The sequence below is a fragment of the Stenotrophomonas sp. GD03877 genome (assembly GCF_029840555.1).
Classification (GTDB): Bacteria; Pseudomonadota; Gammaproteobacteria; order Xanthomonadales; family Xanthomonadaceae; genus Stenotrophomonas; species Stenotrophomonas geniculata.
Genome location: NZ_JAOCCT010000012.1, coordinates 96,293 through 120,935, shown reverse-complemented (window position 1 = coordinate 120,935; position 24,643 = coordinate 96,293). Strand labels below are relative to the sequence as shown.

Below are 24,643 nucleotides of genomic sequence, written 5' to 3'. Positions count from 1 at the left end.
GGATAACAGACTGTCAGAACGGCTTGGCCAGCACCAGCCACACGATCGGAATGAAGGCCAGCAGCGGGATCTCGTTGATCCAGCGCAGCGCGCGCGACGACGGCAACTCCCTGCCCTTGGCCACGCCCTTCAACAGGCGGCCGATCCAGCTGAAGTACACCAGCAGCACCACCACCAGCCCCAGCTTGGCATGCAGCCAACCGGCACCACCGGGCGCGACCATGGTCGGGAAATCCGGGATGACCTTGTAACCCAGCCACAGCACCAGGCCGAGCAGGAATGCCAGGCCGAACATCGAGTGGCCGAAGCGGTACAGGCGCAGGCCCATCAGCTGCAGGCGCTCGGTCACGGCCTGCTGGCCTGCGGTCTCGGCCAGGTTCACCAGGATGCGCGGCAGGTAGAATACCGTGGCCATCCACGCCACCACGAACACGATGTGGAAGGTCTTCACCCAGTAGTAGCTCTGCATGCGCTCGCTCCAGCGGCTGGCGTAGATTGGCGGCCATTCTCGCATGCCGTGGCGAAGCCGCCGCAGGCACGTACGCCGCGACACATCGACGCATGGCGCGTCGCAACACCGTACGATAGGCGCCGTTTTCCCCGACCGCGCACCGCCCCATGGACAAGACCTACGACGCCGCCTACTTCCAACGCTGGTACCGCCGTGCCGACATCGGCGGCAGCGCCCGCCTGGCGCGCAAGGTCGCGTTGGCCGTGGCCAACGCCGAGTACTACCTGGAGCGGCCGATCCGCAGTGTGCTGGACATCGGCTGCGGTGAAGGCGCCTGGCGTGCACCGCTGCTGAAGCTGCGTCCGAAGGTCGAATACCTTGGCTTCGACAGCAGCGAGTACGCTGTGCGCCGCTACGGCAGGACCCGCAACCTGCACCTGGCCCGCTTCGGCGATTTCGCCTGGCTGCGGCCCTGCGCTCCGGTCGACCTGCTGGTGTGCTCGGACGTGATGCACTACGTGCCCGATCGCGAGCTGCGCGCCGGCCTGGCCGGCGTGGCAGAGCTGACCGGCGGCGTGGCCTTCCTGGAGACCTTCGCCGCCGAGGACGAGTTTGACGGCGACCACGAGGGCTTCCAGGCCCGCCCGGCACGCTGGTACCGCCGCACGCTGGCCCGGCACGGCCTGCAGCCGGTAGGGTCGCACTGCTGGCTCGGCCCCGCCCTGGCATGCGATGCGGCCGCGCTGGAACGGATGTGAATCCGGATTCATTATTTTCAGCCGACTTAACCTGCGGGACACCCGGATGGGATATGCTGCGCGGCAACATATGACCATACATATTCGGTCGTCATGCTCTATCAACTGCACGAACTGACCCGCAACCTGCTCGCCCCCTGGGTGCACCAGGCCCAGGCCAACGCCAAGTTCTTCGCCAACCAGGGCCACTGGTGGTCGCAGATGCCCGGTGCTGATCGCCTGGCGGCGGTCAATGAACTGTTCCACCGCATCGGCAAGGATTACGAGAAGCCCGAGTGGGGCATCAACGAAATCGACGTCGATGGCGAACGCGTGCCGATCGTCGTGCACGAGGAAGTAAGCAAGCCGTTCTGCAAGCTGCTGCGCTTCAAGCGCCACAGCAATGAAGCCGACCAGCTGCACACCATGCTCAACCAGCCGTTCGTGCTGGTGGTGGCGCCGCTGTCCGGCCACCACGCCACGCTGCTGCGCGATACCGTGCGCACGCTGCTGCGCGACCACCGCGTGTACGTTACCGACTGGGTGGATGCGCGCATGGTGCCGGCCAACGAAGGCGAGTTTGGCCTGGACGATTACATCGCCTACATCCAGGAGTTCATCCGCCATCTGGGCGTCGAACGCCTGCACGTGGTCAGCGTGTGCCAGCCGACCGTACCGGTGCTGGCCGCGGTTTCGCTGATGGCCAGCCGTGGCGAACCGACGCCGCGCACGCTGGTGATGATGGGTGGCCCGATCGATGCGCGCTGCAGCCCGACCGCAGTGAACAACCTGGCCACGCAGAACCCGCTGTCGTGGTTCGAGAACAACGTCATCCACACCGTACCGGCCAGCTATCCCGGCGCCGGCCGCCGCGTGTACCCGGGCTTCCTGCAGCACGCCGGCTTCCTGTCGATGAACCCGAGCCGCCACTTCAGCTCGCACTGGGATTTCTACACCGACCTGGTAAAGGGCGACCTGGAAGACGCCGACGCGCACCGTCGTTTCTACGACGAGTACAACGCAGTGCTGGACATGCCGGCCAAGTACTACCTGGATACCATCCGCGTGGTGTTCCAGGACTTCCTGCTGCCGCGTGGCGAGTGGGTGGTCAATGGCAAGAAGGTCGATCCGTCGGCGATCCGCGATACCGCGCTGCTGAGCATCGAAGGCGAGCTGGACGATATCGCCGGTCTCGGCCAGACCGAAGCCGCGCAGGCGCTGTGCACCGGCATCACTGCGGACCGCCGTGAGCATTTCATCGTCGAAGGTGCCGGCCACTACGGCATTTTCAGCGGCCGTCGCTGGCGCGAAGTGGTGTACCCGAAGGTGCGCGACTTCTTCGCCGCGCATGCCGAAGCACCGGCGGCGAAGGCCGCGAAGAAGAAGAGCAACGTCACCCCGTTGCGGCGAAAGGCGGGGTAACTCGCCCTGGTAGATGCCAACCTTGGTTGGCGCCCTGCCATGAATTCCGATATCTGATGGATCGTGCCAACCAAGGTTGGCACCTACCAAAGCGAAGCCCGCCAAACGTCCCGAAGCGTGGATTCCGGCTTACAACCGCACCAGCAGGTTCTTGGCGATCAGCCCGTGCAGCTTGCCGATGCCGCGTGCCAGGTGCATCGTCAACAGCAGCAGCAGCGCGCCCGCCGCAGCAACCGCGATCGCCACCAGCGGCGAGGCCGCCATCGGCAGCACGTTCACGTCGTTGATGTACACGCCGGGGATGTCACCACTGAAGATCGCTGCAACCGGCGCCCAGATCAGGCTCAGCGACAGCGACAGCAACGTCACCGCGATGGTGAAGTAGATGACGCCCAGCGGCAGCATCAACACGAAGTACAGCAGCGTCAGCCAGGTGCGGCCGTCGGTGAACATGTCGCCGATGCGCTGCAGCCAGGTACGGCTGCGGTCGGTGTAGCGCGGGCGGCGCGGCATGCGCTCGCCCAGCAGTGCTTCCACCAGCCGCCCCTCAAGCAGTGCAAGCCCGCGCACCGAACCGAAGAACAGCACGGTCAGCGGAATGCCGACGATCAGGATCAGCAGGCCCAGCGACAGCGACAGGCCGGTGACCACCCAGGTGAAGAAGAAGATGCCGGTAGCCAGCGACAGCAGCATGTAGAACAGCGCGCCGTAGGTATGCGGATCGGCCACCACGCCAAAGAAGCGCGCCAGCAGCGAGCGTTGCACCGGCGCCGGCGGCGGTGCGGCCGGCTCGACGCCATTGGCTTCGGCCGCCGCACGCAGTACCGGCGCGGTATCCGCACGCGGCGTACGCAGCGCGCGGTTCACCGTCACCTCGGTCTCGCGGTAGATGTCGGCCACTTCGTCCGGCGCGCCATAGCTGCCGGCCACGTCGGCGATCACCTCGGCCTCGCTGCGGCCGGGCTGCGCCGCCAGTTCCGAGCGCAGGTATTCCTCGGCGTCGTACAGCGCGTCCTGCACCATCGCCGGATCGGCACCTTCCAGCGCCGCGCGCAGCTGCGCCAGATACTGCGGGATGGTGGTCGGCAGGGCGCGGCCTGCCAGGCTCGGGTCGTTCATTGCGGTACCCCCTCCAACACGGAATCGACGGAATCACGGGTGGCCTGCCAGGCCTGGCGCCACTGCGCCAGCACGCCGCGGCCACGTTCATTGATGCGGTAGTAGCGCCGGGGCGGACCACTGCTGGATGGCTCCACATGGCTTTCCAGCAGCCCGGCGCCCTCCAGGTTGCGCAGCACCGGGTACAGCGCGCTCTGCTTGCCGCTCAGCACGCCCTCGCCCACCCGCTCCAGCTCCTTGGCGATCAGGTAGCCGTACAGCGGCTCCCCGGCCCGGGCCAGCACCGCCAGCAGGGCCAGCGACACGGTTCCGGCGCTGAGCTCCTTCTGGAACTTCTTCAGGTGGACATCGTCCTCGGACATGGCCGGCCCTCCACTACGTTGAAGTCCACAGTAGTGCGAAGTTCGGTATAGCGAATGTGTCGTTAGTCATCGTGCCGGTTGGCGCGGCTGCGCGGCTCACGCAGAATCGAAGCCTCGTTCATGTTCCGGGGTTCCCATGCCGCACCGCCGTCGCCTTGCCCTGACCGCCCTCGCCCTGGCCTGCCTGCTGCCCTCGCTGGCCAGCGCTGCCGCCCCGTACCGCAGCCCGCAGCAGATCCTCGATGCCTCGGCGGCCAGCGACTGGCGCACGCCGGACCCGGCCAACCTGCTGTACATGGACCTGCCCGCCGGGCGCGTGATCATCGAGCTGGCACCGCAGTTCGCCCCGCGGCATGTGGCCAACATCCAGACCTTCGCCCACGAACATTTCTGGGACGGCACCAGCATCTACCGTTCGCAGGACAACTTCGTGGTGCAGTTCGGCGATGCCGACGCCGATGACGCAGCCAAGGCCAAGCCGTTCGGCAGTGCCGCGCGCAAGCTGCCGGCCGAGTTCGAGCGCGCCAGCGCCGGCCTGAAGGTCAGCGTGCTGCCGGACCGCGATGGCTGGGCCGCGCAGACCGGTTTCGTCGACGGCTTCCCGGTCGGCCAGGACCCGCAGGCCGGCAAGGCCTGGCTGGCGCACTGCTACGGGATGCTCGGTGCCGGCCGCAGCAACGAGGAAGACAGCAGCATCGGCGCAGAACTCTATGTGGTGACCGGCCAGTCACCGCGTCAGCTGGACCGCAACATCACCCTGGTCGGCCGCGTGCTGAAGGGCATGGAACTGCTCAGCGCGACGCCGCGCGGCCCGGCGCCGATGGGCTTCTACACCGACCCGAAACTGCGCACGCCGATCATGTCGATCCGCCGTGCCAGCGACGTGCCGGTGGCCGAGCGCACGCCGATCCAGGTGCTGCGCACCGATTCGAAGACCTTCGCCGATACGGTAGAGGCACGCCGCAATCGCGTGGATGATTTCTACAAGCGCCCGGCGGGGCATATCGATCTCTGCAATATTCCGGTGCCGGTGCGGTAGGAGCCTGGCTTCCTGCACGTGGCGCGTGCTGAAGGTGCTTCACTGTTCATGGGCGTTACTTTTCTTTGTACGCAAAGAAAAGTAACCAAAAGAAACGTTCCGCCGACCGCGAGCCGGTGCTGCGCGCCGGTACCCTGCGCTCCTCGGCCCGTCGAGGGACGGCGCGGAGAGCAGCCGAGCATGGCTCGGCTCTACAAAAGTGCGTGGCGCCTCTTCGCCCTCGCCGGACCTGCGGTGCTCGGCTCGCTCAAGGCGGACTGGAAGGTCAAGATCAACAGCAAGAGCATCCACGCATGGCGTGGATCTACTGGGTGCAGCTGTGGCCTTTGATCTGGGTCCGCCTTGAGCGAACCGAGCATCGCAGGGGAATCAGGGGCGAAGAGGTGCCGATGTCTGAGCGCAGCGAGTTCGGCACCGTCCCCTGATTCACCGAGAAGCGCAGGGGACCGACGTGCGAAGCGCGGCGGCTCGCGACCTGGCGGCGCGTTTCTTTTGGTTACTTTTCTTTTCGCGCGAAAAGAAAAGTGACGCCCATGAACAATGAAGCACCTTCAGCACGCGCCACGCGCAAAACGCCAACGCCTCAGCCCTTCTGACTCACCGCCACGCTCCCCAGAATCAACGCCCCCGCCACCAACATCTGTACCGTCACCGCCTCCCCCAGGAACAACCACGCAAACGCCGCGCCGAACAGCGGAATCAGGTACGTCACCGTCGACGCGCGTGACGGGCCGATGCGGCCAATCAGGCGATAGAACATCAGGAATGCCAGGCCGGTGCAGGCCACGCCCAAGGCGATCGCTGCACCCCAGGCCTTCAGCGGAATGGCGGCCTGTGGCCAGTGCGTCACCGCCATCGGCAGCATCCACAGCGAGGCACACGACAGCGTGGCTGCCGCCGCCGCGGCCGATGGCAGGCCGGTCATGTGCCGCTTCACCATGTTCACGCCCAGCCCGTACAGCAACGACGCCGCAGCGCCGGCGATCACTGCGGTACCAATACTCAGGCCGGACACCTTGGCGGTGGCCAGCACCACCACGCCGGCGAAACCAACCAGCAAGGCGCCGGCGCGGCGCATGCCAATCTTCTCGCCGAAGAACAGGAAGGCGATCAGCGCGGCGAACAGCACGGTCATCGCATTGCAGATCGCGCCGATCGCCGCCGGCGCCTGCTCGGCAGCATAGGCGAACAGCACGAACGGCAGCGCCGAATTGATCAGGCCGATCGGTGCCAGCCACAGCCAACGACGCGGCGGGAACTGCGCGCGGGCGCGCCACAGGAACGGCAGCAGCACCAGCGCGCCCAGCACCAGCCGCACCTCGACCAGCGCGAACGGGCCGAACGACGGCACCGCCACCCGCATGAACAGGAACGAGCAGCCCCAGATGGCGCCCAGCAGGGTCAATTCCAGCGGTGTGCGCCAGTCGCGCTCGACCGCCTGTGGGACCGCATTCATACCCTGCCTCCGTCCATCGTCTGTTTCTCGCCAAGGCAGACAGGATCGGGTGCAGACGCCCGCCGCACAAGCGCGTAGTATCGCTGCCAGCCACAAATATGGTTTGAGGCTCGCCATGCAGCTACGCCCTTCCCTGCTCCCCGCACTGGCCGTCTTCGCGGTCGCGGCGCGCCATCAGAACTTCGCCCAGGCCGCGCAGGAACTGCACCTGACGGCCAGCGCGGTCAGCCACCATGTGCGGCGCCTGGAAGAGGTACTGGAGACCCGGCTGTTCCTGCGCCATGCCCGCGGCGTGCGCCTGACCGCGGAGGGCCGGCAGTTGGCCGACGCCGCCAGCGCCGCCTTCACGGATGTCGCGGCGGTCGCCCATCATCTGCAGCCGGATGCCGACAGCGTGCCGCTGCGGATCACCACGCTGCGCTCGCTTTCCTACTGCTGGCTGCTGCCTCGACTGCCACGCTTCACCCAGGCCTATCCGCACATCCGCATCGAGCTGCACACCGGCAGCGGCCTGGATCGCTACGACGACAATGGGCCCGAGGTCGGCATCCGCTACGGCCTGGGCCAATGGCCGGGCCTGCGTGCGCAGCATCTGATGGACGACTACCTGTTCCCGGTGGCCTCACCCGCGCTGGCCGGGGTCGAAACGCTGGACGATCCGGCCCGCATCGCCGAGCTGCCACTGCTGACCGACCTGTCACCGCAGGGTTGGCGCGACTGGTTCCGTCACGCCGGCGTGCGCCCACCGTCGCCGCTGCCGCCGATGCACACCTTCGCCGACAGCACCGATGCGATGCGTGCAGCGGTATACGGCATGGGTGCGGTGCTGGCGCGCACCCACATCGCTCAACCCTACCTGCAGCGCTACGAGGTGGTGCGCCTGCCCGGCCCGGCGCTCAAGGCGCGCTATGCGTATCACGTGGTGCATGCCGAAGGACAACCACCCAGCCCCACCGCGCGCCTGTTCATCGACTGGTTGCTGGAGCAGGCGCAGGACGAACGCACGCCGATTCCGGCATTGCCGGACAGCCTGCTGGGACGCCCGGCCACACGCGCCTGACTGCGCCCTCACCCGTTCTTTGCCTGGCGCTGGCTAGGCTGCAGGCAACTCCACAACGTACCTATGCCATGGCCATGCTGCGACTGCGCATCACCGGAACCGAAGACGACGCCCGCGCCATCAGCGACCTGCTGCTCGGCCTGGACGGCATCGAACATGTCGAGGAAACCGACGACCTGATGCCGCACATGGACGACGACGATTCCAGTTCGGCCGGGCTGTCTGATGACATCGGCCCGGGCATCCACGAACTGGAAGTGGAAGTCGGCAATGAAAGCACCGCGCAGAAGGTGCGCGACGCGGTGCAGGAACTGGCACTGGAACTGGATGTGTTCGTCGAGTACGAGACCGACGAGGGCTGATGCCGGCTGGCTGCCGGCATCAGCCTTCCCCTCACAGGTTGGGCGGGAGCTTGCGACGGCGGCGACGCCACCACGCCCGCACACCCCAGGCCGCGATCATGGCCAACACTGCCACCGGCAGCAGCGCGGCAACAGCGCGGATCAGGAACGCGATGCTGGTGCTGAGGATGCTGCCCGACTCGCTCAGCGCCTCACCGATCTCGCTGCGGCTGCGTTGGCCGGACGTGGTTCCGAAGTGGATCGTCACCAGCTGGGTATCGATGCGCCGGCGCTGCTGCGCGGCATCCTTGCTGGCCTGCTCGACGCCCGCTTCGATCTCCGACAGCCGCGTGGTGATCGCCATCAGGTCCTCGATCTTCAGGTCCTTGCGGTCCTGGTAGGACAACAGCCACGCGTGCTCCTTTTCCAGCCGGGCCTTGGTCAGTGCCGTCTCGGCCACTTCCTGTGCGAGATCCTCGGCGCGCGTATTGCGCGACTGCAGCGTGCCCCCCTCACCGGCCATCGCGATCAACGGCTCGGTACCCTTCGGGGCGATGCGTACCTTGACCTCGCCGCTGGGCTGCTCGCCACTGCGCTGATCGACCTGCAGCACCGCACAGTCGCCGAACTTCGCGCTCTGGCAGGCCTGTGCCACCTGCTGGATGCGGGGTGCGATCTGCGCCGCTTCCAGCTGCACCTGCACGTCGTGTTCGTAGGCGAGGAATGCGCCTTCCGGTGAAGCGACGGCAGCTTCGGCGGCACTGGCGCCCGCATCGGCCGCTGCATCGCCGTGTTTGGCGCAGGCTGCCAATGCAAGCAGCAGAACCGGCATCGCCGCCACGCGCGTCCACGCGCGCATCGGCCTCACAGTGCAGCTCCGTCATAGGAAGTCACCGCCAGCGTGCCCAGATCCACCTGCGGTACGCAGCGCACGTTCACCGCCACCATCGGCGTTCCGGTGCGCGGGTCCACCGCTTCGCTGTAAGGCGCGACACCGCACTCACGGCAATGGTGATGGTCGATATGGGCCTTGTTGAAATGATAGGTGGCCACGTCCGCCGGATCGGTGGCCAACTGGAACGCCGCGCGCGGGGCGAACCACAGCAGGCTGCCGCGACGGCGGCACATCGAGCAGTTGCAGTCGATGACGTCGCTGATCGGCGCCTCGGCCTGTACGGTGAATGCGATCCTGCCGCAATGGCAGCTTCCCTGGTATTGCATGTCCTGCGCTCCGTTGGAGGGTCCGTGTCTGCGCCCATGGTAATCCTATGGCACGGGGACAAAGCAGCCGCGGGGCCCTATGCTCGGGGTTTGACCCTGTACAGGAACGCCGATGCGCCCGCATCTTCTTGCCCTCGCCCTGGTCGCCGCCCTGGCCGGTTGCCAGCCGGCCGACGCCCCGACAAACGGTTCCACCCCGGCCACCAGCCAGCAGGCCGGTAACGCGGCGGTCGACGCCGCCTTCGCCGATCTGTCCAAGCGCGCCCTGGACACCTGGATGCAGCTGTCGCCGGTCAGCGCCACCCAGATCGGCGACCACCGCTACGACAGCGAACTGGACGACCTGAGTGCCGCCGGCCAGCAGAAGACCGTGGCCGCCTACAAGGCGCTGCTGGGCGAACTGGACAAGATCGAGGTGGCCAAGCTGGGCCGCGAGAACCAGGTGGATGCGGCGATCCTGCGCAACCAGCTGCAATCGGAAATCTGGAATGCCGAAGTGCTGCAGTCCGGCAAGTGGGACCCGCAGCTGTACAACGGCATCGCCGGCAGCGCGATCTACGGCCTGATGGCCCGCGAGTTCGCGCCGCTGCCGGAGCGCCTGAAGTCGGCGACCGCGCGCATGGAAAAGCTGCCGGCAATCTTCGCCCAGGCACGTGAGAACCTGGATCCAGCCCGCGTGCCGAAGATCCATGCAGAGACGGTGGCCAAGCAGAACAAGGGCATCCTCAGCATCGTCGATACCTTCATCACCCCACACATCGGTGAACTGCCACAGGCCGACCAGCAGCGCCTGCAGGCCGCCATCGACGGCCTGAAGAAGGCGGTGGACGAGCAGCAGACCTGGCTGGACAAGACCCTGGTGCCGAACGCAAAGGGCGATTTCCGCATCGGTGCGGAAAAGTACGACCAGAAGCTGAAGTTCGCGCTGAGCTCGTCGCTGTCGCGCCAGGAGATCGGTGAGCGTGCACGTGCCGAACTCAAGCGCGTGCGCGAAGACATGTACGGCATCGCGCAGACCGTGCTGAAGGACAAGCCGGGTGCGCCGGAAATGCCGGCGCAGCCGACCGACGAGCAGCAGCAGAAGGCGATCGAGGCCGCGCTGGAACTGGCCTACGCCGACAAGCCGGCGCGCGACAAGGTGGTCGACGATGCCAAGGCCGCACTGGAGCAGTCCACCGCGTTCGTGCGCGAGCACGACCTGATGACGCTGCCCGATGCGCCGGTCGACATCATCCTGATGCCGGAATTCCAGCGTGGCGTGGCCGTGGCCTACTGCGATTCACCGGGCCCGCTGGACAAGAACCTGAAGACCTTCTACGCCGTGTCGCCGATTCCGGACGACTGGAACGACAAGCAGGTCGACTCGTTCCTGCGTGAGTACAACTCGCGCATGATCCACCTGCTGAGCATCCACGAAGGCACCCCGGGCCATTACCTGGAAGGCTGGCATTCGGCCAAGTTCCCCTCCACCCTGCGTGCGGTACTGCGTTCGGGCCTGTTCGCCGAGGGCTGGGCGGTCTACACCGAGCGCATGATGCAGGAGCAGGGTTACCTCAACAACGACCCGCTGTTCCACCTGGTGCAGCTCAAGTTCTACCTGCGCACGATCTCCAACGCGATCCTCGACCAGGGCGTGCACGTGGACAACTGGGATCGCGAGAAGGCGATGCACCTGATGACCCACGATGCGTTCCAGCAGGAAAGCGAAGCCTCGGGCAAGTGGGTGCGCGCACAGCTGACCTCGGCGCAGCTGCCGACCTACTTCGTTGGTGCGCAGGAACACTTCGACACCCGCAAGGCGGTGCAGGAGAAGCTGGGCGACAAGTTCAACCTGAAGGCCTACCACGACCAGGTGCTGTCCTACGGCGCACCGCCGGTGCGCTTCGCACGCCAGCTGATGCTGGACCAGCCGATCGAGTGATCGGGACGGTGTGAGATGAAGCGGAGCGGCCCGGGGAAACCCGGGCCGCTTTTTTTGTTCGCCCCTGCTTGGGCTGCTGCCGGGTCAGAGCAGATGGATGTACATTTTCTTGGAGCTCAGCCGCAGATCTACGAAGTACTCGGCACCACAGCCACGACAGGCGGCAGGACAATCCTCATCACTGCCACGCTCGTTTTCCAATGAGCCCGCCACTACCGGGTATCCGCACTCGAAACAGTTGAAAGCCACATGGTTACCATGCGGATCAGCAGGGATCTCGTCACCCTCGCCGTCCATCACGAGAAAATCCGTGATTCTCATCGCCACTCCCTCCCGCTGAATTGATGACGACAGACTAGCCAACTCTTGAGCTTCAGGCGCCGCTCCGGCCCTGAATACTTGCAAACCGGGCCTGTGCGGCCTCACAGCTGGCAAACGACTCCGGGCGCATCGTTCGCATCGCCTCCCCGTCCCTGCAGGTTCCCATGCCCTCCCCGGTGCTACACCTTGGCCTCCTCTCCGCTGCCCTGGCGGCCGGTCCTGCCTTCGCCGCCTGCCCCCCGCCGCCGCCCGGCCAGCCGGACATCCGCGCTCTTGGCTACTACACCGACAAGGTGGGCTCGGTCATCGACCCGGCACTGCAGCAGCAGAACAAGGATGCCACCGCGCCACTGGACCGCTATGCCGCCGACGTGGCGCGCATGAGCGATGACTACCTGCGCAACGGCGACCCGGCGGCGGCGAAATGCACGCTGGTGTGGCTGGGTGCATGGGCCGACGATGGCGCCATGCTCGGGCAGATGATCCGGGTCAACAACGACCAGTCGTTCTACATGCGGCAATGGATGCTCGATGCAGTGGCCATGGCCTATTTGAAAGTGCACGACCAGGCCGATGCCCGGCAGCGAGCACGCATCGACCTATGGCTGCAGAAGCTGGCACGGGCCAACCTGGCGTACTGGGACAGCCCGAAACGGCGCCGCAACAACCACTACTACTGGGGCGGCCTGGGCGTACTGGCCACCGGCCTGGCTACCGACGACGATGCTCTGTGGCAGGCCGGCCACGCGGCATTCCAGAAAGGCATCGATGACATCCAGGACGATGGCAGCCTGCCGCTGGAGATGGCCCGCGGGCAACGTGCCCTGCACTACCACGACTACGCATTGGCGCCGCTGGTAATGATGGCCGAGCTGGCACGACTGCGCGGCCAGGACTGGTATGCCAGCAAGGGCCATGCCATTGACCGGCTTGCCCGCAGGGTCATCGAGGGCAGCAACGACCCCGTGTGGTTCAACCAACACACCGGTGTGGCACAGCTGCCACTGCATGCCAGCGGCTGGGTCGAGTTCTACCGGTTGCGCTCACCCGATGGCGGGCTGTTCGATGCCGCGCATGCACGCGGACCGTTCCATTCCCCACGGCTGGGTGGCGACCTTACGTTGATGGCCACCCATGGCATCGTACGCACACCGCTGCGATAGACCCTTGTTTCAGCGATGGGCGCGCTGCAGCAGCTGCTGGAACTGCACGATGCTGCAACCCCTTGGATCGCAGCCTGGCAATGACAGCACGACACGGCCCGGCGGCTGCGCTTCCGTCAACGACAGCGCATCGCGCAATTGCGCAGTGGTCGGGTAGACGTAGGCCAGGCGGAAACGCCCGCCACCGCTTCGGCGGTCACGCCAACGCTCGAACTGCAGCAGGCCGCCGATCGGCGTCTTCTCGTACTGCCCTGGCAGGGTGTAGTCGCTGATTCCCAGCGCGGCGAGCACGGACCCGATGTTGGAGTCATGGCCGACCAGCAGGGTCACCCTCGGCGTTGCCGGATCTTCGAACAGCGCGCCCAATCGTTCCAGCAGCGGTCCGGCCACATCCCGCGCCACCTCGGGCGTTCCGAACAGGATGTCCTGGTAGCGGTTGCGGATCTGCGCCAGCGCCTGCCATTGGGCCTCCGTGTTCAATCGGCCCCAGCCTTCGCGGGGGATGCCACTGCCCTGGTAGTGCTCCATCAACAAGGCATCGACCAACCCGCTGGCCAGGGCCAGCGAACCGGACGCGCGTGGTTCCTTGCCCGGTTCCGCATTGAAGGTCGTGTCGGCCAGCATCAGATGGCATTCGCTGTGCCCCGCACAGGCCGCCGACTGCGGGTAGCGGGTGATCTGCTCCACCACGGACAGTGCCGGTGCCAGTTCCGATGCGGCCAACGCTCGCTGCATTGCCGACAGCGCGTGCTCGCGGAAGACCGTGTCTCTGTTATGGATCACCGGATTGAACAACGGATCCATCGTGCCCAGCGCCATGCGCTGCTCGACCGCGACATGACAGCCCGGGAAGGCACCGGCAACGAAGAACTGCGCGGTGGCCTGGGTGCGCTGAAGGCTGTTGGCATGGGCGTGGAAGTCAGCCAGCTGCGGGCAACCCGAAGCCGGCAACAGCTGCGCCTGACGCAGCCACTGGCCCATGTAACGGCCCATGTAGACCTCCAGCACGCCGCCCTTGGTGGTGAGCTCGCCTGCGCCCACGTCCCAGCTTGGCCAGCGCTCCGGAGTGGCATTGGCCAGCGCGCCCGACGCCACCACCGGCGCGCGCAGGTTGTGGCGGCTGAGCAGGATGCCCTCACGTGTTCCGCTCACCTCGCCATTGTCCGCCATGGCTGGAACAGCGGTCACAAGGCTCGTCACCAGCGATAGGCAGCGAAAGATACGCAAGTGCATCCGAGTCTTTGAGCACGATTGAACCTGCATCACCTGCTCCTATAGTGCAGATAGAGTCTCGAGCCCATGTCTGCTGATCAACGGTCGGCACGGCAATGTCAAAACGGTGAACAGGCCGTTCTCCGAGCTACCCAATGGGGATGGTAGCACCGTCAACCCATGACCTCCCCGACACGCGATGCAAACGCATCCAGTCGTGAAATATCCAGTGATCGCCTCCCACTCGAGGATGCTCCCTGAGTCACGTCCTCGTCTGATTGATACACGCGAGCGCCGAACCGATCCAGGATCTCGACGCCGCCCTGCGCTACATCCCCGGCCCCGACATTCAAGAGAAGCTCCAGGCATCAGAACAAGCCACGGACACAACGCGCAGAGCAGCTTGCTCGACTACGAGACTGATGCAGAAATTAAAAGAGAAGTCCTACGCAACGAACCCGCTACCACTGACAGCAAGTAGCCATACGGACGGCGCATTCTTGATGCCGACCAAGGGATGTGCCCTGGTCATCAACACACACCTATAAAAGGAAATACGTCATGCACGCATCCGCAACCATTTCAGATCCAAACGCCGTCGCCGCATGGATGAAATCATCCAGCGCAAATGCAAGATCCCTCGACGCAGTGTTTGAAACCGAGGCGGACGAAATCAAGGTAGCCGCATTCAGCAGTGACTGCTGCGGATCGAACAATTATGAAGAGCGCTGACAGACTCCGTTGATGGCACGCGGCGTGGATGCGTGTCATCAACACTATCAAACAGGATCAGAATCACGATGACTCGCAGTCATGACGGCATGAGCCGAATAGCACAAAGCCCAGAACAAAGCCGCATGCGATGCGATGGAACATCCCCCTTGCCAAACGACACATCATCATCGACCGCAATCATTGCCGCGACGACTCGATCCAATATTAATCGCGCTATCTAACTCCGCAGAAGGGGATTGATCACCGAGATAATTGGCACAGATCCCGCTTACTCGACAACGCCATCCGACGCGCTTCGCAAACTGGATGGTGATGCGGGAATTCACACCATTATCGTGTTCAGTGACCAGCTTACATCCAGCCTTGACGCTCCTGTCTTGACGTCCCACCACGGGCAGCAGCGCTACCTGCCTCTGGTGGAAGGAGTCCTCAACAGCATCCACGAATTTCAAATCATGACAGGCACATGCGATGACACGATCACATTGCCACCCTGCTCACCCATCACTTCCGTTCTGCGCACTATTTCGAACCATCTGGATTCCAACCAGAAGCTTGGAGGAGACTGGCTCGCGCAACCAGCTCAGACAAAGCGATGGCCTGCTACACGGCTAGCCGAGAGCAGATTCCGTCAGCGTGTCTTTCACTCAGCTCTGATGCACATGTACTGGAAGCATCCTGACTTCAATCCCAAGCATTTCGATTGGCTCCATGGACAACTCAAGAACCTCTACCGCGCATCGCAGCGAGCAAAGGCGGTCCAGGATGCACGAAAGTCAAGCACATGAGAGTCGTCAGCCTGCCCCGGAGGCCACCTTTCGGCACAGCGTCCAGACAGAGCAACAGCTTGGATTGACCCTTTCCGATAGGGAAAGGAAAGCCATCCTCTCCGCATGCGAAGTCAGCGGACTCGATATGGATTCCTACTACAGCTGGTATCAATCGAAAGCCTCCATCAGCTCCCAGTTGGCTGACCTTTGCCGCCCGTCACTGTTGGAGGCGGTCCACAGCATCGACCGTTCCGACTACTCCTCAATCGATGGAAAGCTCCCTGCCGACAGGGGAGTTGTGATCGCACTGCCGCATCACGGCCACTATATCCTGTCTGCGGTCCGTCTGATGGAGCACATTCGCCATCGGCGTGACATCTACATCTTCTATGGCGACCCAAAGAACCATGCAGGCAACGAATTGTTCGACGACCTGTACCACCGGCTCTTCAATCACGCCGGATGCCGCGCGAGCATCATCCACTCGAATGCCAGAGGGATAAGCATAGCGCTTCGCGCACTGAAAAATAGAGCTGCAGTCATCATGATGCCCGATGTCCACCGCTTTCGCGAAGAAACCTATTGCATTCCATTTTTGGGGCGCCCCTTGGACATCATGCTGGGAACCGCCGCAATGGCGCGCAAAACCGGAAGTTGCATATTGCCAGCCATCTCCGTCGTTGACCGGGATCTTCGAGCAACTATTACTTTCGGAGATGCCATCGAGCCTATACAGACGCGAGCATCGCTTCCATCTGAAGTAGCTGACTACTGGACGATGGCTGAAGTCTATCGTTTCCTTGAGCGTGCAATGGGACCTCAGGCCATCTATTGGCAGTACATCAGGCAACACTTCATGAAATCCTCCAAGTTCCCGATGTTCCACCCCGAAACAATCGATGAAGCTTGGCACATGTTCTCCAATGACCCGCGAACCAAGCCACACACGCGTTATACGGCATGCCTGGATTGAACATGGATAGATTTCATTCTCCTTCCATTACCTTGGCGGCCATCGCCCTGATGGCGATGGCGCCCATCAATGGATACGCAACGGATCAAGAGAATGCCGATGCAACTCATCTTCCTGCGATCCACGCGGTCCACTCAGCCCCCGGCCCGCGCATCTGGCAGTTCAGAAAAGGCTCTTCAACGCTGCTTGTACTGGGCACGATTCAACCCCTAAGAAAGAGCCTATCCATCGATACTCGCAGCGTTGAAGCAGCAATCTCGACGTCTGATGCAATTCTGAGCCCTCCGGGCGTGACCGTGGAGCACGATGGCGGGGTATTTCGCAGCCTCATTCTGTGGCCCGCCATCCGCAAGCTCAAGTTCCTTTCAGGTAGAAGAACGCTTCGTGACGAGCTCACCGAAGAAGAGTACACGCGATTGAGCGATCTCAAGATTCTCTATGGCCTGCGTGACGCGAGCATTGAGAGGATGCGCCCAATGTACGCGGCTTGGAAAATTCATGATGCTGCACTGCAATTCAGTGGAGCCCGAGCCGGTGAGCCACTTTCTCGAGCCATTGACCGTATGGCCCGCGATCATGGGATCCCGATGATCAACGCCCGCTTCCCGATGCGGGTGGGAGGGGGCAGGGAAACTATCCAGAATTTTCACATTGACTCCGTGAAAGACCGCAAATGCTTCTCGGATGCCACATCAAGCCTGCGGCCCTGGCTCGATAACCTAGATGAGCTAGGTCATGCGTGGGCAGAGGGAGATATTGAATCGGGCGCGCTCCTGCATGCCCCTCCATCGCCCTCCCGGTGCTGGGCTCGTCTGACCAACGACGCGATCGCCACTACAATGAATATTGACCTTGATATCCAGAGACGAACTCACTGGGTTGCAGTGCTCCGCTCAACTACTTCGCGGCACAGTACGGTTTTCACCACTCTGCCCTTGGATGATCTTCTGCATTCAAGAGGCATGGCCGCGGTACTCGTGGACGAGGGATACATCCCCGATGCCAGGGTGTTCTTTGGCGATCAGCCGCGACCTCCAAACATCGGAGCAAGTGAAACCTCAAATCATCCGGACGGGTGACGATGTAACTTGGCACCTTGCAACGCGGTCACATCGAAGTCACTGATCGGCAGCCACAAAGCCACCAGTCTGCCGCGCCCACAAGCGCGCATACAGGCCACCGGCAGCAATCAGCTCGGCATGGGTGCCGGTCTCGACGATGCGGCCCTGGTCCATCACCACCAGCCGGTCCATGCGCGCGATGGTCGACAGCCGGTGCGCGATGGCGATCACCGTCTTGCCTCCCATCAACTGGTCCAGGCTGTCCTGGATCGCTGCTTCCACTTCCGAATCCAGCGCCGAAGTCGCTTCGTCCAGCACCAGGATCGGTGCATCCTTCAGCAGCACGCGGGCAATGGCGATGCGCTGGCGCTGGCCACCGGACAACTTCACGCCACGCTCGCCCACATGCGCGTCGTAGCCACGACGCCCCTGCCCGTCCACCAGCGTATCGATGAAGGCTTCGGCACGTGCCTTGGCTACGGCTGCACGCAGCTGCTCATCAGTCGCATCCGGGCGGCCGTACAGCAGGTTGTCGCGGATCGAGCGATGCAGCAGCGAGGTGTCCTGGGTAACCACGCCGATCTGCTGGCGCAGGCTTTCCTGCGTAACGTAGGCAATGTCCTGATCGTCGATCAGGATGCGGCCGCTTTCCAGGTCGTACAGGCGCAGCAGTACGTTGACCAGGGTCGACTTGCCGGCGCCGGACGGACCGACCAGGCCGATCTTCTCGCCCGGCTTCACCACCAGGTCCAGGCCGGCAATCACACCGCCCTTTTTACCGTAATGGAAATGGATGTCCTGGAAATGCACGCCGCCTCGGGTCACCTGCAGCGGCACCGCATCCTCGCGGTCCTGCACGGTCAGCGGCTGGGCGATGGTGGTGATGCCATCCTGCACCGTGCCGATGTCCTCGAAGATGCCGTTGATGGTCCACATGATCCAGCCGGACATGTTGTGGATGCGGATCACCAGGCCGGTGGCCAGGGTGATCGCGCCGACGGTGATGTGGCCGCCATTCCACAGCCACAGCGCGAGACCGCAGGTACCGGCAATCAGGAAGCCGTTGACGATGGCGATGGTCAGGTCCATGCCGGTGGTGATGCGGGTCTGTGCGCGGTGCTTGACCGCCAGCTCCCGGATCGACTCGGCCACGTAGGCCTGCTCACGCCCGCCATGAGCGAACAGCTTCAGCGTGGGAATGTTGGTGTAGCCATCGACAATGCGGCCCATTGCCTTCGAACGTGCTTCCGAGGCAATCCATGCCCGTTCCTTCGCGCGCGGCACGAAGTAGACCAGGATCACCACGTAGGCCAGCAGCCACAGGATCAGCGGCACCATCAGCCGCCAGTCGGCCTGCGCGAACAGGTACAGCGCGGTGCCGGTGTAGACCACGATGTACCAGAGGGAATCGACCATCTGCACCGCCGACTCGCGCAACGAGGTACCGGTCTGCATCACCCGGTTGGCCACGCTGCCAGCAAAGTCGTTCTGGAAGAAGCTCAGGCTCTGCCGCACCACGTAGTTGTGCATCAGCCAGCGCGAGCGGTTGCTCAGGCCGGGCACGATCGCCTGGTTCACCAGCAGGTTGTGCAGACCGACCAGGATCGGCCGAGCGATGACCGTGATGAACAGCATCCAGCCCAGTTCATTGGCGTGGCGCTTGAAGAAGCCGGCACCCGGCTGCTCGGCGACCATGTCGACGATGCGGCCCAGGTAATCGAACATCGCCACTTCCACCAGCGCCAGCAGCAGGCCGGCGATCAGGGTCGCCAGCAGCACTGGCCACACCGGGCGCAGGTAGTGCAGGTAGAACGGCAGCACCTTGCGCGGCGGCATGCGCCCGTCCACGGGCGGGAACACCGGAATCAGGGATTCAAACCAACGGAACATTGCATTCCCTCGCCTCTTGCAAGCGGCGAAGTATCCCACGCCGGATGTGTACGCCAGCCGATGATGCCCCGGTTCTGGTAGCGCCGGGCCATGCCCGGCGATTCCCCTTGCAACCGCGCTGCGCGCTCGCCGGGCATGGCCCGGCGCTACCGATCATGTGGGCCGCATCGGGTTACGTTGCCGGGGTGAACAGCAGGTCCTGGAAATCGAAGCTGAAATCGGTCAGGTCGGAGATCGACTGCATGCGCACCTCGCGTACCTTGCCGTCCGGGTCCAGGCTGAAGTTCACGAACGCGTCGGCGTTGAGCGAACGGTCGTCCCAGCGCACGATGAAGGTGTCGTACTGCCAGTGCTCCAGGCGCCCGCTCAGCTGCGCGGTCTTCATGAAGCGCAGGCGCAGGCCCTTGCCCTCGGCACTGATCTGCATGTCGCCATACCAGCGGTCACGGAAGGTGCCGGTGTAGCCGGCCAGTGCCAGCGACGGCTTGCTGCCCTTGTCGCGCGCGCTCTGGTGCTTGGCCCAGGCTTCGTCGGCCTTGTCCTGGCCCTTGGCCACGGCCTTGGCATAGGCGTCCACCCAGTCGTGCTTCTCGCCGCCCAGATAGGCATCGAGCACGCTCAGGGTGATCGCATTGAACGCCGCGCCCACTTCCTGGTTGGTCAGCACCACCACGCCCAGCTTCTCGCCCGGCACCAGGGTCAGCCGCGAGACCATGCCCGGCCAGCCACCGGTGTGCCAGACCAGCTTCTGCCCACGGTAATCGCTCAGGCTCCAGCCTTCGCCATAGCCGGCGAAATTGGCTCGCGCCGGTGCCAGCTCCGGCACGCTCGGCGCCGGGATCGACTGCGGGGTGATCATCCGCCACATCTGCTGCTGGCTCTTTTCACTGAACAGCGGCGTGCCATCGGCCAGTTTGCCTTCGGCCAGCTGCACCTTCATCCAGCGCGCCATGTCATGCGCGCTGGAATAGATGCCACCGGCGCCGGCGTTGTTCGACCAGGTCAGCGGCGCAACGGTGCGCAGGTCCTTGAAATCGTACTTGGCGTGGCCGACCGCGGCCTTGTCGCCGGCCTTCAGGTGATCGGCGTTGTAGCGCGTGCCGGCCATGCCCACCTTGTCGAAGATGCGGGTCTGCAGGAACTGCTGGTAACTCATGCCAGAGACATGCTCGATCACCTGCTGGGCGACCGCGTACAGGATGTTGTCGTAGGCATAGCTTTCGCGGAAACCGCCCTTCAGCGGCACTCTGCCCAACCGCTCCACCACTTCGGCATTGCTGTAGGACGTGGTCGGCCAGAACAGCAGGTCACCAGCGCCCAGGCTCAGGCCACTGCGGTGGGACAGCAGGTCACGGATCGTCATCTGCCCGGTCACGAACGGGTCGGACATGCGGAACGACGGCAGGTGGTCGATCACCTTGTCGTCCATCTTCAGCTTGCCGTCCTCGGCCAACAGGTTCAGCGAGGTGGCGGTGAACGCCTTGGTGTTGGAAGCAATGGCGAACAGCGTATCGGCCTGCACCGGTTCCGGCTTGCCCTGCTCGCGCACGCCCCAGCCGCGCTCCAGCACCACCTCGCCATCCTTGACCACCGCCACGGCAATGCCGGGCACGTCGAACTGCGCGCGCACGCGCTCGACGGTCGCATCCAGGTCCTGCAGCTGCGCCGGGGTGGCAGCACTCGCCATGGTCGTGCACGCCAGCAGCACGGCTCCTCCAATCCAGGGTTTCATCCAGCACGATCTCCGAACAGGGGTGGCGGCCATGTGCAGGTCGTCACCGGGGTTTCGCGGGATGGTAACGTTCTGCGGCGCACCCTGCCCTGTGCCATAGGAGGGGTGTCATGGGCGGGAACGGCCAACCGAGCAACGGCTCCACCATCATTCCGTGCCTGCGCTATCGCGACGCGCAGGCCGCCATCGACTGGCTGCAGCGCGCCTTCGGCTTCCATGCCCAGGCTGTCTACGCCGATGGCGATACGGTGTTCCATGCGCAGCTGACCTTCGGCAGCGGCATGATCATGCTCGGCTCGGCCGACAGGGAAAGCGCCTGGAGCCAGCATGCCGCGATGCCGGACGAGGTGGGCGGCCGCCAGACCCAGAGTGCCTGCGTGATCGTCACCGATGCCGACGCCCATTACGCCCGGGCCAAGGCCGCAGGCGCCCGCATCGTCATCGACATCGCCGACCAGGACTACGGCGGCCGTGGCTATGCCTGCGCCGATCCGGAAGGCTACCTGTGGTGGTTCGGCAGCTACGATCCGTGGCGCGCGGACCACGACCAGTGACCGCCGCAGCGATCCGCTGCGGCATCGGCGGCTGGGTGTTTCCCGAATGGCGCGGCGGCGTTTTCTACCCCGTGGGCCTGCCGCAGCGTGAAGAACTGGCCCATGCCAGCCGGGCCCTGCGCTGCATCGAAATCAACGGCACCTTCTACCGCACGCCCACCGCAGCACAGTGCGCGCAGTGGGCCGCGCAGACGCCGGAAGGCTTCCGGTTTTCGATGAAGGCACCACGCTACCTGGTGCAGCGCCGCGACCTGTCCAGCACGGTGGAGGCAGCCGCGCCCTTCCTGCAGGCCGCACTCGCACTCGGCGACCGGCTGGGCCCCCTGCTGTGGCAGTTCGATCCGCGGCATCCGGCCGACGCCGAAGCGCTGGAACGGCTGATGGCGCAGCTGCCCAAGCAGCTGGGCGGCGTGCCGCTGCAGCACGCCCTGGAAGTCCGCAATGCCGAGGCGCATGGCCCGGCACTGGTTACCGCCGCACGCGCGCATGGCGTGGCCGTGGTGATCGAGGACAGCGACGAGGCGCCCCTGCACGGCGATGTCAGCGCCGGCTTCGTCTACGCACGGATCAAGCGCAGCCAGGCCCGCTTGAAGGAGGGCCTGCTGGCGCCCGTGCAGCAGCGCTGGGCCGAACGGGCCAGGCGCTGGTCGCGCGGAGAGCCGGTGGACGACCTGCCCTGCCTCGCAGGGCCCGCCCCTGAAAGCCCGCGCGAGGTCTACCTCCTGTGCATCGGCGCAGGCAAGGCGCGCAACCCGGCGGCAGCGATGGCGCTGCAGCGGCAGGTTGACCAGAGCAGTCATTCCACACGCGGGTAGCGCTGCGACGTTCGCCTTGCCTCACAATAGGCGGATGAGCACACCCGACACCCGCAAAGCGCTGTGGCAGATCCACTTCTGTGTCCTGCTGTGGGGCGTCACCGCCATCCTCGGCAAACTGATCACCCTGCCCGCACTGCCGCTGGTGTGGTGGCGCATGCTGCTGGTGACGGCGATGCTGGCCCTGCTGCCACGGGTCTGGCGCGGGCTGCGCACCCTGCCCCTGCGGCTGGTGGCCGGCTACGCCGGCATCGGCGCGCTGGTCGCCCTGCACTGGCTGACGTTCTACGGCGCGGTGAAGCTGGCCAACGCCTCGGTGGCCGCCACCTGCATCGCGCTGGCGCCGGTGTTCACCTCGATCATCGAGCCATGGGTGGCCAAGCGGCCGTTCCAGCTGCGTGAACTGGCGTTCGGCCTGGCGGTGCTGCCGGGTGTTGCGCTGGTGGTCGGCGGCGTGCCCGATGGCATGCGCCTCGGTGTGTTGATCGGCGCGATCTCGGCGCTGCTGGTGGCAGTGTTCGGCTCACTCAACAAGCGCATGGTCAGCCACGCGGATCCGCTCACGGTCACCGCACTGGAGCTGGGTGCGGGCACCCTCACCCTGACCCTGCTGGCACCGCTGATGCCCTACCTGCTGCCGGCGCTGGCCAGCCCGCTGTGGGTGGTTCCGGACCTGCACGACGGCATCCTGCTACTGGTCCTGGCCGGCTTCTGCACGCTGCTGCCGTTCGCCCTGGCCCTGGTCGCGCTGCGCCACCTGAGCGCCTACACGGTGCAGCTGGTGACCAACCTGGAACCGGTCTATGCGGTGGTGCTGGCGGTGGTGCTGCTGCGCGAGCAGCACGAGGTCACCCCGTGGTTCTACCTGGGCGTGGCAATCATCGTCGGCGCGGTGTTCCTGCATCCGCTGCTGAACCGCCGCAAGCCGGTGCAGCATCCGGAAATCCTTGGCACGGCCGAGGCACGCAACATCGCCGATTGAGCGCGTCCACGCAGGGCGTGGATGGCCGTATCAACGCTGCGGCCAGTGCCATGCCGGAGCATCCAGCAGGCCCTGCCCGCTCAGCAGCGTGCGGCCCTGTTCCTTGTGCAGGTGCAGCGAATGACAGCCGGGCGCTTGCTCCAGTGCTGCGATCAACCGGCTGGCGTGTGACACCACCCACACCTGGCTGCGCGCACTGGCCGCGATGATCAGCCGCGCCAGCGCCGGTAGCAGGTCCGGATGCAGGCTGGTCTCCGGCTCGTTGAGCACCAGCAGCGGCGGCGGGCGTGGCGTGTGCAGCGTAGCAGCCAGCAGCAGGAAGCGCAGCGTACCGTCGGACAGTTCGGCCATCGACAACGGCCGCAGCAACCCCGGCTGGTGGAAGCGCAGGGCCAGTCGACCGTCCAGCTCTTCGAAGCCGACCGTGGCGCCGGGGAACGCATCGTCGACGCTGCGTGCCAACGCGATCGGATCTCCGATCTCGAGAATGGTCACCCACGCTGCCGCCAGATCCCGGCCGTCGTGATGCAGCACCGGCGTGCGCGTGGCCATCGCCGGTTGTCGCGCCGGGGCATGGGCGTCGCTGCGGAAATGGTCGTAGAAGCGCCAGCGACGGATGTACTCACGCAAGGCGATGGTTTCCGGCATGCGCTGCGGATCGCCGACCTGGGTGAACAGGCTGTCGAACAGCGACAACCGGTCATCCACGAGATCCCAGCCGCGCGCATGACGTTGCCGCACCATTACCCCACGGCGATCAACCAGCAGGTTGGCGCTGCGCAGGAATGGCCCGGCCCAGATCGCCTCCGCCTTGATCTGCGGATCCAGCGCAAACGCCGAACGGCTGGGCGGCGGATAGCCCAGGTCGATGGCATAGCCGAATTCGTCGGTGGTGAAGCCGAGCTTCAATCCCACCGATGCCTGCCGAGGGCCACCCTGCAGCGGGATATCGCCGGCCGCAACCCGGCGATCGATGGATTCGGGGCCGGCCCACAGCGCCGAACCCAGCCCCCCTTCGCGGGCCAGCACCGCCGCAACGCCGCCCTGTGCGGTCTCCGCCAGCAGGCGCAGCGCGCGGTACAGGCTGGACTTGCCACTGCCGTTATCACCGGTCACCACGTTCAACTGCTGCAGCGGCAGTACCAGCCCGTGCAGCGAACGATAGTGGGCGATGGCCAGGGTCTGCAGCATGGTCGGCGTCCGTGGGAACAGGAACGGCATATTCGCCGGGCACAATCGCACAGGCCGCGACACGGCGTTATCCCATCGGCAAAATCATCCACGCAGGGCGTGGACCTACTGCATG

General features: G+C 64.9%; 24 protein-coding genes. 13 read left to right on the top strand and 11 right to left on the bottom strand.

Going from position 1 to position 24,643, the window contains the following annotated elements:
* Positions 1-13 precede the first annotated feature (13 nt).
* The gene (locus N5D20_RS11445) at positions 14-469 is read right to left on the bottom strand and encodes a CopD family protein (protein WP_109814398.1); all 456 of its coding nucleotides are present in this window, start codon (positions 467-469) and stop codon (positions 14-16) included.
* 149 nt (positions 470-618) lie between these two features.
* On the opposite strand from N5D20_RS11445, the gene N5D20_RS11440 reads away from it, so the two are divergent.
* The gene (locus N5D20_RS11440; protein WP_279914404.1) at positions 619-1,209 is read left to right on the top strand and encodes a class I SAM-dependent methyltransferase; all 591 of its coding nucleotides are present in this window, start codon (positions 619-621) and stop codon (positions 1,207-1,209) included.
* A 93-nt stretch (positions 1,210-1,302) separates the two neighbouring features.
* Positions 1,303-2,610: a polyhydroxyalkanoate depolymerase gene (gene phaZ / locus N5D20_RS11435; protein ID WP_279914405.1), complete on the top strand. Its 1,308-nt coding sequence runs from the start codon at positions 1,303-1,305 to the stop codon at positions 2,608-2,610.
* Between the two features lie 129 nt (positions 2,611-2,739).
* Here phaZ and N5D20_RS11430 read toward each other — a convergent pair whose 3' ends face one another.
* Complete coding sequence (locus tag N5D20_RS11430; protein ID WP_279914406.1) at positions 2,740-3,729, bottom strand: sensor domain-containing protein; 990 nt, start codon at positions 3,727-3,729, stop codon at positions 2,740-2,742.
* Positions 3,726-4,091: a PadR family transcriptional regulator gene (locus N5D20_RS11425; protein WP_071305498.1), complete on the bottom strand. Its 366-nt coding sequence runs from the start codon at positions 4,089-4,091 to the stop codon at positions 3,726-3,728. Before N5D20_RS11425 ends, N5D20_RS11430 begins: the two co-directional genes overlap by 4 nt.
* Before the next feature lie 136 nt (positions 4,092-4,227).
* Here N5D20_RS11425 and N5D20_RS11420 point away from each other — a divergent pair, with 136 nt between their 5' ends.
* Entirely contained in the window at positions 4,228-5,130 is a 903-nt protein-coding gene (locus N5D20_RS11420; RefSeq protein WP_279914408.1) for a peptidylprolyl isomerase, read from the top strand.
* Between the two features lie 583 nt (positions 5,131-5,713).
* Here the strand turns inward: N5D20_RS11420 and N5D20_RS11415 are convergent.
* Positions 5,714-6,586: a DMT family transporter gene (locus N5D20_RS11415; RefSeq protein ID WP_279914409.1), complete on the bottom strand. Its 873-nt coding sequence runs from the start codon at positions 6,584-6,586 to the stop codon at positions 5,714-5,716.
* A gap of 115 nt (positions 6,587-6,701) precedes the next feature.
* On the opposite strand from N5D20_RS11415, the gene N5D20_RS11410 reads away from it, so the two are divergent.
* Together N5D20_RS11410 and N5D20_RS11405 are read left to right on the top strand one after the other, a co-directional pair.
* On the top strand, positions 6,702-7,646 hold the full coding sequence (locus N5D20_RS11410; RefSeq protein WP_010486365.1) for a LysR substrate-binding domain-containing protein: 945 nt from the start codon (positions 6,702-6,704) through the stop codon (positions 7,644-7,646).
* Positions 7,647-7,714: 68 nt separating this feature from the next.
* Positions 7,715-8,008: a hypothetical protein gene (locus N5D20_RS11405; protein ID WP_005415831.1), complete on the top strand. Its 294-nt coding sequence runs from the start codon at positions 7,715-7,717 to the stop codon at positions 8,006-8,008.
* Between the two features lie 31 nt (positions 8,009-8,039).
* On the opposite strand, the gene N5D20_RS11400 is transcribed toward N5D20_RS11405, so the two are convergent.
* Both N5D20_RS11400 and N5D20_RS11395 read right to left on the bottom strand, forming a co-directional pair.
* The gene (locus N5D20_RS11400; protein ID WP_279914410.1) at positions 8,040-8,846 is read right to left on the bottom strand and encodes a DUF4349 domain-containing protein; all 807 of its coding nucleotides are present in this window, start codon (positions 8,844-8,846) and stop codon (positions 8,040-8,042) included.
* Positions 8,847-8,851: 5 nt separating this feature from the next.
* Positions 8,852-9,208 carry a GFA family protein gene (locus N5D20_RS11395; protein WP_197579447.1) on the bottom strand — a complete coding sequence of 119 codons (357 nt, stop codon included), beginning with the start codon at positions 9,206-9,208 and terminating at the stop codon, positions 8,852-8,854.
* 112 nt (positions 9,209-9,320) lie between these two features.
* On the opposite strand from N5D20_RS11395, the gene N5D20_RS11390 reads away from it, so the two are divergent.
* Positions 9,321-11,129 carry a DUF885 domain-containing protein gene (locus N5D20_RS11390; RefSeq protein WP_279914411.1) on the top strand — a complete coding sequence of 603 codons (1,809 nt, stop codon included), beginning with the start codon at positions 9,321-9,323 and terminating at the stop codon, positions 11,127-11,129.
* Positions 11,130-11,213: 84 nt separating this feature from the next.
* On the opposite strand, the gene N5D20_RS11385 is transcribed toward N5D20_RS11390, so the two are convergent.
* Positions 11,214-11,450 (bottom strand): hypothetical protein, encoded by a 237-nt coding sequence (locus tag N5D20_RS11385; protein WP_049433857.1) that lies wholly within the window; start codon positions 11,448-11,450, stop codon positions 11,214-11,216.
* 164 nt (positions 11,451-11,614) lie between these two features.
* Between N5D20_RS11385 and N5D20_RS11380 the strand changes: the two genes are divergently transcribed.
* On the top strand, positions 11,615-12,613 hold the full coding sequence (locus N5D20_RS11380; RefSeq protein WP_054171324.1) for a polysaccharide lyase: 999 nt from the start codon (positions 11,615-11,617) through the stop codon (positions 12,611-12,613).
* 9 nt (positions 12,614-12,622) lie between these two features.
* Here the strand turns inward: N5D20_RS11380 and agp are convergent, their stop codons facing one another.
* A complete protein-coding gene (gene agp / locus N5D20_RS11375; protein ID WP_279914412.1) occupies positions 12,623-13,846 on the bottom strand; it encodes a bifunctional glucose-1-phosphatase/inositol phosphatase in 1,224 nt (407 codons plus the stop codon).
* A gap of 540 nt (positions 13,847-14,386) precedes the next feature.
* Here agp and N5D20_RS11370 point away from each other — a divergent pair.
* The 3 genes from N5D20_RS11370 (at position 14,387) to N5D20_RS11360 (ending at position 17,382) form a co-directional block, all read left to right on the top strand.
* Entirely contained in the window at positions 14,387-14,557 is a 171-nt protein-coding gene (locus N5D20_RS11370; RefSeq protein WP_157999904.1) for a hypothetical protein, read from the top strand.
* Positions 14,558-15,475: 918 nt separating this feature from the next.
* Complete coding sequence (locus N5D20_RS11365; protein ID WP_279914413.1) at positions 15,476-16,303, top strand: hypothetical protein; 828 nt, start codon at positions 15,476-15,478, stop codon at positions 16,301-16,303.
* A 2-nt stretch (positions 16,304-16,305) separates the two neighbouring features.
* Complete coding sequence (locus N5D20_RS11360; RefSeq protein WP_279914414.1) at positions 16,306-17,382, top strand: TraB/GumN family protein; 1,077 nt, start codon at positions 16,306-16,308, stop codon at positions 17,380-17,382.
* 39 nt (positions 17,383-17,421) lie between these two features.
* Here N5D20_RS11360 and smrA read toward each other — a convergent pair whose 3' ends face one another.
* Together smrA and N5D20_RS11350 are read right to left on the bottom strand one after the other, a co-directional pair.
* Positions 17,422-19,254 carry a multidrug efflux ABC transporter SmrA gene (gene smrA / locus N5D20_RS11355; protein WP_143994086.1) on the bottom strand — a complete coding sequence of 611 codons (1,833 nt, stop codon included), beginning with the start codon at positions 19,252-19,254 and terminating at the stop codon, positions 17,422-17,424.
* A 172-nt stretch (positions 19,255-19,426) separates the two neighbouring features.
* On the bottom strand, positions 19,427-20,986 hold the full coding sequence (locus N5D20_RS11350) for a serine hydrolase (RefSeq protein WP_279914415.1): 1,560 nt from the start codon (positions 20,984-20,986) through the stop codon (positions 19,427-19,429).
* 110 nt (positions 20,987-21,096) lie between these two features.
* On the opposite strand from N5D20_RS11350, the gene N5D20_RS11345 reads away from it, so the two are divergent.
* Genes N5D20_RS11345 through N5D20_RS11335 form a run of 3 tightly spaced genes read left to right on the top strand, consistent with a single transcriptional unit; the run spans position 21,097 to position 23,337 of the window.
* A complete protein-coding gene (locus N5D20_RS11345; protein WP_019337612.1) occupies positions 21,097-21,540 on the top strand; it encodes a VOC family protein in 444 nt (147 codons plus the stop codon).
* Positions 21,537-22,355, top strand: coding sequence for a DUF72 domain-containing protein (locus N5D20_RS11340; RefSeq protein ID WP_010486383.1), 819 nt, complete (start codon positions 21,537-21,539; stop codon positions 22,353-22,355). The genes N5D20_RS11345 and N5D20_RS11340 overlap by 4 nt, the downstream gene beginning before the upstream one ends.
* 34 nt (positions 22,356-22,389) lie before the next feature.
* The gene (locus tag N5D20_RS11335; protein ID WP_032128349.1) at positions 22,390-23,337 is read left to right on the top strand and encodes a DMT family transporter; all 948 of its coding nucleotides are present in this window, start codon (positions 22,390-22,392) and stop codon (positions 23,335-23,337) included.
* 30 nt (positions 23,338-23,367) lie between these two features.
* On the opposite strand, the gene N5D20_RS11330 is transcribed toward N5D20_RS11335, so the two are convergent.
* Positions 23,368-24,528 (bottom strand): AAA family ATPase, encoded by a 1,161-nt coding sequence (locus N5D20_RS11330; RefSeq protein ID WP_279914417.1) that lies wholly within the window; start codon positions 24,526-24,528, stop codon positions 23,368-23,370.
* Positions 24,529-24,643 lie beyond the last annotated feature (115 nt).